8 protein-coding genes and 8 pseudogenes are annotated in these 12,257 nt (G+C 60.5%); 11 read left to right on the top strand and 5 right to left on the bottom strand.

What is annotated here, in order from left to right:
• Window positions 1-116 precede the first annotated feature (116 nt).
• Window positions 117-560 carry an ATP-binding protein gene (locus RALTA_RS28385; protein ID WP_012354774.1) on the top strand — a complete coding sequence of 148 codons (444 nt, stop codon included), beginning with the start codon at window positions 117-119 and terminating at the stop codon, window positions 558-560.
• Window positions 509-1,042, top strand: a complete 534-nt coding sequence (locus RALTA_RS31065; RefSeq protein ID WP_012354773.1) for a hypothetical protein — start codon at window positions 509-511, stop codon at window positions 1,040-1,042. Before RALTA_RS28385 ends, RALTA_RS31065 begins: the two co-directional genes overlap by 52 nt.
• 117 nt (window positions 1,043-1,159) lie before the next feature.
• Here RALTA_RS31065 and RALTA_RS30565 read toward each other — a convergent pair.
• A pseudogene (locus tag RALTA_RS30565) lies at window positions 1,160-1,585 on the bottom strand (transposase); the annotation flags it as partial.
• 53 nt (window positions 1,586-1,638) lie between these two features.
• Between RALTA_RS30565 and RALTA_RS28375 the strand changes: the two are divergent.
• Both RALTA_RS28375 and RALTA_RS29990 read left to right on the top strand, forming a co-directional pair.
• Window positions 1,639-2,601, top strand: a complete 963-nt coding sequence (locus RALTA_RS28375; protein ID WP_012354594.1) for an IS5 family transposase — start codon at window positions 1,639-1,641, stop codon at window positions 2,599-2,601.
• 157 nt (window positions 2,602-2,758) lie between these two features.
• A pseudogene (locus RALTA_RS29990) lies at window positions 2,759-3,028 on the top strand (IS66 family transposase); the annotation flags it as partial.
• Between the two features lie 97 nt (window positions 3,029-3,125).
• Here RALTA_RS29990 and RALTA_RS30915 read toward each other — a convergent pair.
• Window positions 3,126-3,545: pseudogene (locus tag RALTA_RS30915) on the bottom strand (transposase); the annotation flags it as partial.
• 87 nt (window positions 3,546-3,632) lie between these two features.
• On the opposite strand from RALTA_RS30915, the gene tnpA reads away from it, so the two are divergent.
• From tnpA to RALTA_RS30560, 4 genes and pseudogenes are all read left to right on the top strand, one after another.
• Window positions 3,633-3,995: an IS66-like element accessory protein TnpA gene (tnpA, locus tag RALTA_RS29980; protein WP_012354501.1), complete on the top strand. Its 363-nt coding sequence runs from the start codon at window positions 3,633-3,635 to the stop codon at window positions 3,993-3,995.
• A complete protein-coding gene (tnpB, locus tag RALTA_RS28370; RefSeq protein WP_012354502.1) occupies window positions 3,995-4,342 on the top strand; it encodes an IS66 family insertion sequence element accessory protein TnpB in 348 nt (115 codons plus the stop codon). Before tnpA ends, tnpB begins: the two co-directional genes overlap by 1 nt.
• Before the next feature lie 29 nt (window positions 4,343-4,371).
• The gene (gene tnpC, locus RALTA_RS28365) at window positions 4,372-5,943 is read left to right on the top strand and encodes an IS66 family transposase (protein ID WP_012354710.1); all 1,572 of its coding nucleotides are present in this window, start codon (window positions 4,372-4,374) and stop codon (window positions 5,941-5,943) included.
• A 40-nt stretch (window positions 5,944-5,983) separates the two neighbouring features.
• Window positions 5,984-6,106: pseudogene (locus tag RALTA_RS30560) on the top strand (ATP-binding protein); the annotation flags it as partial.
• 91 nt (window positions 6,107-6,197) lie between these two features.
• Here RALTA_RS30560 and RALTA_RS28360 read toward each other — a convergent pair.
• Window positions 6,198-6,462 (bottom strand): annotated as a pseudogene (locus RALTA_RS28360) (transposase); the annotation flags it as partial.
• A 274-nt stretch (window positions 6,463-6,736) separates the two neighbouring features.
• Here RALTA_RS28360 and RALTA_RS29975 point away from each other — a divergent pair.
• Window positions 6,737-7,352: pseudogene (locus RALTA_RS29975) on the top strand (IS30 family transposase); the annotation flags it as partial.
• Here RALTA_RS29975 and RALTA_RS29970 read toward each other — a convergent pair.
• A pseudogene (locus RALTA_RS29970) lies at window positions 7,332-7,598 on the bottom strand (transposase); the annotation flags it as partial. The pseudogenes RALTA_RS29975 and RALTA_RS29970 overlap by 21 nt on opposite strands.
• Window positions 7,599-7,723: 125 nt before the next feature.
• Entirely contained in the window at window positions 7,724-9,850 is a 2,127-nt protein-coding gene (locus tag RALTA_RS29965) for a prolyl oligopeptidase family serine peptidase (RefSeq protein ID WP_012354770.1), read from the bottom strand.
• Window positions 9,851-10,083: 233 nt separating this feature from the next.
• On the opposite strand from RALTA_RS29965, the pseudogene RALTA_RS29960 reads away from it, so the two are divergent.
• A pseudogene (locus RALTA_RS29960) lies at window positions 10,084-10,488 on the top strand (transposase); the annotation flags it as partial.
• 412 nt (window positions 10,489-10,900) lie between these two features.
• Entirely contained in the window at window positions 10,901-12,229 is a 1,329-nt protein-coding gene (locus tag RALTA_RS28350) for an IS4 family transposase (RefSeq protein ID WP_012354767.1), read from the top strand.
• The last annotated feature ends 28 nt before the right edge of the window (window positions 12,230-12,257 follow it).

Here is a 12,257-nt window from a genome sequence, read left to right as displayed (position 1 = left end):
CCCGCGGGCTCGCGGACCCACAGCCGCCGCCATGCGCAGGAGCGGATCGCGCATCCGGTCCGCGAGGCGATCCTGGAATTGGGCGGCCCGGCGGACCCGACTCCGCCTACGAAGCCATGATGCAACCAAATCTGCTGGCCTTGTATGGCCTCAAGTTCAATCCCTTCGCCCAGGACATCCCCGTCAAAGCGGTCTTCCTGAACCCCAAACTCGATGGCGCATCGAGCACGGCCTGGCACGCGAAGCGGCTTTGCCATGGTTGCTCCATGGGCTCGATTAACCACCCGCAAAGCAGCCTGTCCGACTTCTACCGGGAGCTGAGCGACATCCTTGCGGTGCCGATCGAGTCGCAGAACCGCTGGGGCGGCTTCAAGGCCCAGCGCGGACGCTGGCTGGCGCATCTGCAAGCCAGCCGCCGTCGCTGCGTGCTGCTGATCGACGAAGCCCAGGGGATGAGCGCGCCGGTGCTGTCGGAGTTGCCCTGCTGGCATCGGCGCTGCTGTGCGTTGTGCTCGCCGGCGATGCCCGCCTGCGTGAGAAATCCACCCGCGACCATCTGATCCCCCTGGACAGCCGGATCCGCGCGCGTCTGGCGATGGAACAGACATGCCGGAGCCACTTGCTCGACAGCGCCGGCAGCGCGAGCCTGATGACCGAACCGCTGCGCCAGACCCTGGGCGAACACGCCGCCGGCAACCATCGCCTCTTGATGAACCTAGCCAGCGAACTGTTGGCCCCCGCCGCGCAATGCGAACTGTCGCAGATCGACGAGAAGCTCTACCTCAAACCTATACCGCATACCAGAGCCGCCGCGGCAATCGCTGAGAATCCGATGACAGACCTGACCTTTCTTCCCCGGCTCGGACCAATGCTGCCCAAGCTAACCGACGCAGACGCCGCAGCGGTCCGGGACTATTTCCATGAACTTGTGATGCTCGTCGAATCGCACTACCTCGTGCAGATCCGGCGTCATGCCCAATCGCAACTGCAACTAGCCGAGCAAGCTCCGCCCCGAAAATCTCGGCGTGAGCAGCGGCGTTAGCAGGCCCATCAACAATCCACCCCATCGCGATCAACAGGCGTGATGGCCATCACCGCGAGCCGCCCCTGCGGCTCGCTCCGGCTCCATCATTTACCTTGACGGCTTCTCCGCCGCTCGCGCGATGGCGGTGAAGTTCGTATGTGCCAGAAGACTTGGATCTCGGCGCACGGTCATGCCACGGACATATATGGCGATGATCTTGTTATTTAACCCGGTGAAGCGCCGCTGGTGCTTGGGCATCAGGATCGGATCGAAGCAGCCGTCGCGGTCGCGCGGAATGTCGACCCGCAGCGGCCATCTTCGGTTAGCACGGTCTTGGCGCGCTTGCCATTGGGCTGCGCTGATTAGCCGACCGGCTGGCGCTGCGCGCCCGGCGGGTAGCTCAGGTGTTGACCCAGCTCGTAACCAGGGCGCGTTTGATCAGGGGCCTTCTTGAATGACATCGAGGCATCCTGAACGGCCTCCGCCATCATATGACCCTTCACGAGATGGACAAATCAGGTTCTCAGGGATATAGTCGGCAATTAAGGATGCTCTGCACAATTAGCCGGCGGATGTGCTTGCAATGAATCGTCGAGCCAGCGAGCATGTGGCGCATGAAACAAACTGACCTTGGACTGAACTTGTCGACCAAGCGCACCCGCAAGCGCGAATTCCTGGACGAGATGAACCGTGTGGTGCCATGGGCCGATCTGGTGATGCTGATCGCTCCGTACGCCCCGGAAGGCAAGCGCGGCCGTCCCCCGTTCGCGGTCGAGGCAATGCTGCGCATCCACTTCCTTCAGCAATGGTTCGGCCTGTCGGACCCGGCGATGGAAGAAGCGCTGCACGACGTGCCGCTGTATCGGGAGTTCGCCGGGCTGGACAACTGGACGGTGAGGCTGCCCGACGAGAGCACCATCCTGCGGTTCCGTCACCTGCTGGAGAAGCACAAGCTGGCCGCTCAGATCCTCGCGCTGGTCAACGACATCCTTCGCGACAAGGGATTGATGCTGCGCGCGGGCACGGTGGTGGACGCGACACTGATCAGCGCACCGAGTTCGACCAAGAATGGGTCGGGCGAACGCGACCCAGAGATGCACCAGAGCAAGAAAGGAAACCAGTGGTATTTCGGCATGAAAGCGCACATTGGCGTGGACGCCGAAAGCGGGCTGGTGCACACGGTGCGGGGCACGGCGGGCAAGGTCAACGACGTGGTTGAGGGCAACAGCCTGCTGCATGGAGAGGAAACCGACGCGTTCGGCGATGCGGGCTATCAGGGCGTGGAGAAGCGTCCGGACGCGCGGGCGGGCGTGAACTGGCACGTAGCGATGAAGCCAGGCAAACGTCGCGTCCTGGACCAAAGCAAACCACTTGGCGCGCTCGTCGATCAGGTCGAGCGAATCAAGGCGGGCATCCGGGCCAAGGTCGAGCATCCGTTCCGGGTCATCAAGCGGCAGTTCGGCTACACCAAGGTCCGCTATCGAGGGCTGAGGAAGAACACCGCGCAACTCATGACCTTGTTCGCACTGTCCAACTTGTGGATGGCGCGCGGCAAACTGCTGGCTGCCGGGGCATGAGCGCGTTTCTGGCTCACGCCGATGCCTCGCGCGCAGCCCGCGAATGCTGCTTCGCGCGTGCGAGATAGCTTCGCTCCGAGCTGATAGGTTGGCGTCGTGGCGCATTCAGCTTCCTGTTAAACGGCCAAGCACACTCGATTCGCGTTTGTGCAGAGTATCCCTAACGCTGTATGCCAGCGATGGTCGCGTTGAGATCGACAATAACGCCGCGGAGCGGGCGTTGCGGGCTGTTGCTCTCGGTCGAAAGAACTACTTGCACTTCGGCTCCGACAGTGGCGGCGAACGCGGCGCCGCTATCTATTCGCTGGTGGCCTCAGCCAAGCTGAACGGTCTCGACCCCGAGGCCTACCTGAGCCACGTTATTGCGCGCATCGCCGACCACCCCGTCAATCGCGTCGCAGAGCAGATCCGCTCAACCGCCACCTAAAGGTAACCCTCTCGTCAAGAACGCTGACCGTCGGACGGTTACGACCGGACCTTGACTTCTCTTGTTTCATGCAGGCAGCGGCTGGCCGGCGATTAAAAGCATCGAATGGAGTGTGCTTCGCAGCGATAGCCCATGCCTCGAGCTAGCTTGTTGGTCAAGGCGCAAGCCACCACGCTCTAGTGTCTACGCGCCGACCGCGCACATTGTAAGAGCAGCCGTCGGGTGTTCTTTTCTCTTCGCTTGCTGATCCCCAGCGGATTGGCTCTCCCGCCTGCACGTACTGACGTGGCACAACGCCAATCGATGCCGCAAAATCTCGGCTGTTGCGGTACTGCTTTCCGTCACCCGCTCCTGCTGATAGCACGCTCGCAGTAATGAACCCCAATGCCAGGATCCTCATTAGACGCTGCCCAAAATCGTCGGCGGCAAGCTAACGTACGAGTTTTTTGTCGATCTCCGCAATCTGTGCATCGATATACTTGTAGTGGGTGTGGAGGCGCTCGAGGCTCTCTACTAGCGTAAGCGTGGCCCCAGCACCGTCTGTTCATGAAGAGCCATAGGCGGCAATCTGGTTCCCACCAGAATTTGGTGGGAACCAGAAGAAATGGAAATCAAGGCGCGGGGTCGCCGGCGAGGCTCCAAGAACTACTCGAAGGAATTCCGCACGCAGGTCGTGGCGGAAACGCTGGACCCGGCAAGCTCACTGGCAGAAGTTGCGCGCTCGCATGGCCTGAACGCGAATCTCGTGTCGAAGTGGCGGCGGGATTATGAGCGAGCTGCGACGTCAGCATCCGAGCCTTCGGAATTATTCCTGCCCGTTCAGATAGCATCGCCGCCGAGGCCGGAGCCGATTGGATCGACCGGGCTCGTCATCGAATGTCGTGGCATGCGTGTGAGTTTCGAAGGCAAGCCCGAGCCTGATGTCCTGCAGCTCGTGCTGGCGAGCTTGCTGGGAGTGGGTTCGTGATGCCGGGCCTTCCCGCTGGAACGCGGGTGTGGCTGGCTGCTGGTGTGACCGATATGCGCTCTGGCTTCAACAGCCTGGCCGCGAAGGTGCAGACCGTGCTAGAGCGGGACCCGTTCAGCGGCCACGTGTTTGTGTTCCGTGGCCGACGAGGCGATCTGGTCAAGGTGCTTTGGTGGAGCGGTGATGGCATGTGTCTGCTGATGAAACGGCTTGAACGCGGCCGCTTCGTCTGGCCTCGTGCGGATGGAGGTGTCGTCAGCCTGAGCCAGGCGCAGCTCTCAATGCTGCTGGAAGGCATCGACTGGCGACAGCCGGTGCGCACGGCGGAGCCGATCTCGGCGTTGTAAACCTGAGTGCCGGCGCGTAGACTGCTGGCATGACGACGGCGAACGCGTACCCGGACGACATCGAAGCGCTCAAAGCCCTCTTGCTGGAGCGCGATGCCCGCATCGGGCATCTGCAAGACGTGGTCGAATCGCAGAAGGCAGCGACGGCAACGGACAAGGCGGAGATCGAGCATCTCAAGTTGCTGATTGCAAAGCTGCGCCGCATGCAGTTCGGCCGTCGCTCGGAGAAGCTGGACCGCCAGATCGAACAGCTCGAACTTCGCCTAGAAGAACTCGAGGCCGACGAAGGTGCCGCACCCATCGAGATCCACAGGACGCCGCGTACGGCACCGGAACAGGTACAACGTAAGCCGTTGCCAGAACACCTGCCGCGCGAGTTCCAGACTCATTGGCCCGAATCACGTGATACCTGCACGGCATGCGGTGCGCCGATGAAGCAGCTTGGCGAGGATGTCTCCGAACAGCTCGAATATGTGCCAGCGAGCTTCCGGGTCATCCGGCATGTGCGACCCAAGCTGGCGTGTTCATGCTGCGATCACATCGCCCAGGCTGCTGCGCCGAGCCGCCCCATCGAGCGAGGCATGGCTGGCCCGGGACTGCTGGCCCACGTGCTGGTCGCGAAGTTCGCGGATCACCTGCCGCTCTACCGACAGTCGGTGATCTATGCGCGTGAAGGCGTCGAGCTGGATCGCTCGTTGCTGGCGAAGTGGGTTGGTCACAGTGCGGCGCTGCTGCAACCACTCGTCGACACACTGCGTCGACACGTCATGGCGGCGACGAAGCTCCATGCCGACGATACGCCAGTGCCGGTGCTCGCGCCAGGCAATGGCAAGACTAAAACTGGACGCTTGTGGGTGTATGTGCGTGACGACCGGACGTCGGGCGATGCTACTCCGCCGGCCGTCTGGTTTGCCTATACGCCGGACCGCAAGGGCATCCACCCGCAGCAGCATCTTGAATCGTTCAACGGGACGTTGCAGGCCGATGCCTACGGCGGCTACCAGGCGATCTACGAAACGGGACGGGTTGCCGAAGCAGCGTGCTGGGCCCATGCCCGGCGGCAGTTCTACGAATTGTATGCAGCTCGCCCCAATTCCTTGAATACCGAGGCCCTGGAACGCATCGGCGCGCTCTACAAGATCGAAGAGCAGATCCGGGGCAAACCACCCGATGTGCGCCAGGCGTATCGACAGGCGCAAGCGCGTCCACTACTCGATCAACTCCACGCGTGGCTGAGAGCCACGTTGGAGACGCTCTCGCGCAAATCTGACACGAGTCGAGCGATCCTGTACGCACTGAACCGGTGGGAGGCGCTCACGCGCTATTGCGACGACGGACGACTGGAGATCGACAACCTGCCGGTCGAACGTGCGCTGCGCGGGGTGGCCATCGGAAGACGTAATTACCTGTTCGCGGGTGCTGACTCAGGTGGGGAACGCGCCGCTGCAATTTACAGCCTGATCGGCACGGCAAAACTCAACGGCGTCGATCCCGAGGCTTACCTACGCTTCGTGCTCGCACGCATCGCGGATCACCCGATCAACCGCGTCGACGAACTCATGCCGTGGGTCGTCACTGAGCAACTGGTTACGCCAGCGTAACTGCTGCGGCCGTCAAGACGGTACTGGCTACTCGCTTACGAATGATCCGACGCTGGCTGACGCCATCCTGGACCGGCTGGTCCACCAGGCGCACAAAGTGGCGCTCAAAGGCGAATCCATGCGCAAGCGCACGGCAACCGACGCCAAGAAACGGGCATCGTGATCACCTACGCTACAATCTCCTGACCGCGCAGTACCACCTTCCTTCCCTGATCACGTTCGCCGAAACCGCTGATCACCTTCACCGAAATCCGCAACCCGGCGAACTCCCGATACAGCGGAACGTCGTGCAGCGCTTCTTCCATCGCCGGGTCCGACAGGCCGAACCATTGCTGAAGGAAGTGGATGCGCAGCATCGCCTCGACCGCGAACGGGGGACGGCCGCGCTTGCCTTCTGGGGCGTACGGAGCGATCAGCATCACCAGATCGGCCCACGGCACCACACGGTTCATCTCGTCCAGGAATTCGCGCTTGCGGTTGCGCTTGGTCGACAAGTTCAGCAAGGTCAGTTTGTTTCATGCGCCACATGCTCGCTGGCTCGACGATTCATTTCAAGCACATCTGCTGGCTAATTTTTGCAGAGCATCCTTAACTTCAAGTTTCGCGTCACATCCATCCCTGCAAAATACAACTCTGACTCGAGGAAAGAAAATGCAGTCATTCGCAAATTTAATTCTGAATTCTATAAGTAATAATCACGGCGACCTCAAAATCTGAAGTGCAACACCTTGCCATCCGGTAAGGTGTGGTGAATGACAAAAACGAAGTACCGCAACTGCAATCCGAAGAGCGCATGCGCATCGAGATTTGGAAGGCGGAGAAAGTCAGTCAGCGCGAGATGGGCGCAGGCTGGGGCGTGCGCCTTCAACGCTGAAGCGCGAGCTTCGCCGCAACGCGACAGCAAGCGGTGGCTATGGGGCAATGACAGCGTAAGCCCGCCGCGCGCAACGCCGCCAGGCCAGCCGTCCCGCCCGCAAACTCGCTGCCGACAGTGTGCTGTGGCGCGTGGTGCGCCACTTCCTTGACCAAAAGTGGTCACCCCAGGAAATCCCGCTACTCTCAAGCGCGCCTTTCCTGACCACCGCGAGCGCCACGTGTCCCACGAGACCATCTACAACGCCATTTACGCCTACCCGCGCGGCGAACTGCGTCGCCAGCTCATCGCTTGTCTGCGCCAGGGCCACGCTAAGCACCTGCTGCGCTCGCGTGGCACCGACCGGCGTGGCCAAATTCCCGACATGGTCAGCATCCATGAGCGCCCGCCTGAGGTCAACGACAGGCTCATGCCCGGGCACTGGGAAGGCGACCCCATCAAGGGTGCGGGTAACCGCTCGGCAGTGGGCGTACTGGTGGAGCGCATGAGCCGCGCCGTGCTGCTGGTCAAGATGTCCGATGCCACCGCGGCTTCGGTCTGCTGGCCCCCGGGGGCTGGCCACTGCCGCAGCATCGATGCTTGCCCGACTCCAATCGATCTGACCATGCTCGCGCAGGCGGGTTAGCAGGGCCAGGTGCATGCGCGTCCAGACGCCACTGGCCTGCCAGTCACGCAGACGACGCCAGTAGGTCATGCCGCTGCCAAAGCCCAGTTCCTGCGGCAAGTCTTTCCACGGAATGCCGGTGTGCAAAGCAATCACGATGCCGCTTAGCGACAGTTTCACCAGAAAACACGCCTATATCGCTAATATAGGTTAGCGGTGGGGAGTCGTAGGACGATCATCGGTATTTGCACGGGGGACTATTCTTGCCGCAAGAAAGCCAGTGTGTGACGCTTAAAATCGGGTCACGCGTTCGGTCGTAACGACGCCCCAATCTTTGCCCGCAGGAACTCAAATGTCGTTGCACTGGCGCGGGCTCTGGTTTCGGGTTCGACGCCAGCGCCATGACCGCCATCGCGCTGTTCTAGGTAGAAGACCTCGCGATGTCCGAGTGCCTGCATTTTCGCGACCATCTTTCGTGCATGGCCTGGATGCACGCGATCGTCAGTGGACGATGATGTGAATAGAACCGGCGGATAGGAGACGTCCGGCTTTACGTTGTGATAGGGTGAGTAAGCCATAAGCATCCGGCGATCGTCGGCATCGTCGGGATTGCCGTACTCGTCGACCCACAAAGCGCCCTGCAACAACAGGTGAAAGCGTGACATGTCGAGCACTGGCACATGCGAGATAACGGCACCGAATAAATCCGGACGCTGGATCATGCACGCTGCGGTTAACAACCCGCCGTTGCTCGCCCCTTGGATCGCGAGTTGCCCCGGGGTGGTAACACTGGAGCTGATCAATGCCTCAGCGACGGCAATGAAATCACCAAATGCGACCGGACGTTTTTCTCGTTGCGCGGCTTGATGCCAGCCAGGCCCGAACTCACCTCCCCCCCGGATGCTCGCGATTGCGTACACACCGCCCGGTTCTAGCCAGGAGAATCCCAAAGTGCCCATATAGGCGGGTGTATCGAGCCGGATTTCGAATCCGCCGTATCCATAGAGCAGGCAAGGTCGAGGGGTACCCTGAAGATCTGCCTCGCGGCCGATCACCCAATAGGGAATCTGCACGCCATCGGGTGCCATGGCATGCCGGCGCAACGCGAGGAATCCGGTTGAATCGAAGCGTGCGGGAAGCTGTCCGAGCTGGTGCCAAGGTGTGTCACTGGAGAGATCGGCATGGTACAGCGCTGGTGGTGTCAGGAAGTGATCGACGTAGATCAGTACAGTGTCATCGCGTGCTCTATCGACGGCGGTCACAGATGCTTCGCATCCGGCCGGCAACGGATACGCTCGAGATTGCCACGTGTCGTCGACCGAGTCTGGCGGACGCCAAAGCGTCACGCGGGTAACGCTTTCGCTCTTGTCAGAGACGATTAGCCAGTGCTTCGTATAACGCACCCCCGACAGTACATTCTCGTCAGTTGGCGTGAAAAGTACGGTGAAGTGGCGATCACCGTCGAGAAATGCGTCACGTCGAATGGCCAGTAAAGAACCGCCCCGATAAGCCGTCTCGTTGACGTGCCAATTGGTGCGCGGCGTGACGAATAGCCATTCGCTCCACTCAAACAAAGCAGCCGTATTACGCGGCACATCGTACAACCGCCATTCACGAGCCTTTTCATCGAGCCAGAATTGCTCCCGTTCGTAGAATGTCGTGCTGCGGCTTGCAATATGACGTGCTTGGATTGGGTCGTAATTCGCTGACGCACCCAAGTCGTCAGGCTCGCATTCGAACACCACCGGCGCATCCGCTACTGGCGTTCCGCGCTTCCATCTGCGCACCTGTCGCGGGTGACCGGAAACAGTGACAGCGGGGGCCGCGTTTACTGCGCTGTCATCCCAGCTCGCATAAACCGTATCTCGATCGATCCATGCAACGCTGTGGTGACCGGAATCTGGTAGTTCGAATCCGTTCTCAACAAACGCACGCGCTTCCACGTCGAATTCCCGCACGATACAAGTATCGGAACCGCCGGGCGACAGGAAGACCAGTGCGCGATCAGCAGTGGGATAAATAAGATGAAAGCCCGCCAGAGCCCAGCGCGTGCCGTCCCCGTTTCGGTTGTTCAAGTCAAGCGCATCGACCTCCAGTACCACTTCCCATTGTGGGTTGCCCTCGATCCAGGCATTCCAGGGCGTACGCCGTACGAAACCGAGCGGATGCGCTCCGTCAAGCCAAGTATTGTAAGCCCAGTTACCCCAGCGCGAGCATATGACGATGCGATCTTGGTCCATCATGGTCTCGACGAGCCGCTTAGTTAGCACGTCGGCGGCTGACGTGCGTCCGTACATTTCCATAGTACGGGCTGTCTGAGCGAAAACCCATGAATTGACAGTGGGACTATCGAGTTCTTCGAGATCGATATACGGATCGGCAGCGTTACCTGTCGGCGGCCAAATAATTTTCGATTGCGAATTTATCATAATGAATCATCCATTAAAGTACTTTCAGAAGGAACAGCTTCATCTTTCAAATCGCCCGATTCGGTTCAACTAATCGTGCCATTTCGACATGGTTGAGGTAGTCGAGTTCCATGATGATTTGCGCGCTGCGCGGCACATCGATTGGCTACCACTCGCCACACGTGACCTGCGCGTCCAACTCGATCGAGCCAGAGGTTTTCGACTTGCCCCGAAACCAGCATCGCAAGCAAGCCCTTGCGAAGGGGATTGCGTGGGAAGACTTGCCGCAGGAACTGGGCTTCGGCCGCGGTATGACTTGCTGGCGTCGCCTTCGTGATTGGTAGGCCAGCGGCATCTGGGAACGCTTGCAACTGGCCCTGCTGACGCGATTGCGTGAGCATGACCAGGTCGATTGGAGCCGGGCGAGTATCGATGGTGCGGCTGTGACTAGCCTCCAGGGGGGCAGCAGACCGGCCCGAACCCCACCGACCGTGGCAAGCTCGGCACCAAACGCCACCTCGTCGTAGACCGGCGCGGCGCTGGCCGTGACCGGTGCCAATTGGCACGACTCGGTGGTCTTCGAAGCCCTGGTTGATGCCATACCCGCAGTGCCGGGGCTGCCTGGCGGGCCGCGCAGCCGCCCCGACAAGCTCAACGCCGCGATTGAAACACCGCCGCCGAACCGTCATTGCATCCTGATGGCGGACACTTCGGTTACGATTCACCCCGTCACTCAGGACGCCAGCGCAAGGTGTCCGCCTTCGCATGGAACACTGTCCGCGATGAGTCTGGAATCACTGTCCGCCATCAGTGGAATGCGCACGAATCTTGCGGGCTTGCGTTCAACGAAGGAAAGCAATAGCAGTCCTGAGCCCAACGCAAACGATTGAATGTGACTATACAAAAGTCCTACGAACTCAATTTAACGGCGATCAGTTATAAGGCATCCCCTTATACGGAAGTAGGACCGTCTCCGCGGCGAGGCTTGGAGCTTGAAGTCCCGGGAATTTCGAGGTAAGGGGGTTGTTAACTTCGCCAGACTCGCGTTTACTCTCGGATTTTCGCGCAGCAATGAGCAACGAGTCGGGGGCATGGGTGGACGAGGAATTCGAGAGTCTGGATCTTGGTGATCCGCGGCGGGATCGGCGCGCCAAGGAGCTGCTCAAGCGGTTTGCGGCTCTGCCGACGGCGAGCATCCCCGGCGCATGCGATGACTGGTCGCAAACCATCGCGGCATATCGGTTTCTCGGCAATGAGCAGATCGATTGGCGGGACGTAATGCAGCCGCATTGGGAGCGCACTGCAGCGAGGGCCGCGCAGTTTCCGGTGGTGCTGTGCATCGCTGATACAACCGAATTGAACTTTAATGGCCAGGAGATCGACGGGCTGGGTCCGTTGACCTATGAAGCCCAGCGGGGCATGTTTTTGCATCCGACCTACGCGGTGACGCCTGACCGCGAGCCGCTGGGGGTGATCGATGCCTGGATGTGGGCTCGGGAGCCCAAGGACGCCGATGGCAACCGGGGCGGGATCAAGGAAAGCGTACGCTGGATTGAAGGATATGAACGGGTTGCGGAGCAAGCCGCGCTATTGCCGCAGACACGGCTGGTGTATATGACAGACCGCGAGGGTGATATTGCCGAGTTGATGGCGCGCGCCCAGGAACTTGGCCAACCGGCCGACTGGTTGATCCGCAGCCAACACAACCGCAACCTGGCCGAGGGCGGCAAGTTGTGGGATAGCGTCGACGCCAGCCCGGTACTCGGGGAAATCACCTTTATCTTGCCAGGGCGAGCAGGCCAGAAGGCGCGCGAGGTCAAACAGGAACTACGCGCCCAGCGTATGAAGCTGCCGGGTCTGGTCGGAGCGGAGTTCACCTGTGTGGCGGCAAGGGAGATCGAAGCGCCCGCAGGCGTCAAGCCAGTGGTTTGGCGATTGGTGACGAACCGAGAAGCGCAGGACGCTGATGCGGTCAACGAACTTGTTGAATGGTATCGGGCAAGGTGGGAGATCGAGATGTTCTTCCATGTCCTGAAGACCGGCTGCAAGGTCGAGGCGCTACAGCTATCGCACATGGATCGTGTGGAGCGGGCCTTGGCGTTGTATATGGTGGTGGCATGGCGCATTGCCCGCTTGATGCGGTTGGGCAGAACCTGTCCGGATCTGGATGCGTCGCTGTTCTTCGATGCCGACGAGATTCGGGGGGCATACGTGCTCTCCAAGAAAGCTCGCCCGAAGACACCGGTCACACTCAATCAGATGATTCGGTTGGTTGCTTCCCTGGGCGGGTTCCTTGGGCGGAAGAACGATGGCGAGCCCGGCGCCAAGACGATCTGGATCGGCATGCAGCGAACCATGGACGCCGCGCTCACTATTCAAACACTGAGGGAAGAGTCATGACTTCCGTATAAGGAAATGGGTCAAAGGC

The sequence above is a fragment of the Cupriavidus taiwanensis LMG 19424 genome (assembly GCF_000069785.1).
Classification (GTDB): Bacteria; Pseudomonadota; Gammaproteobacteria; order Burkholderiales; family Burkholderiaceae; genus Cupriavidus; species Cupriavidus taiwanensis.
Note: the sequence above shows the minus strand (reverse complement) of the source record. Positions and strands in the feature narration are given on the sequence as shown.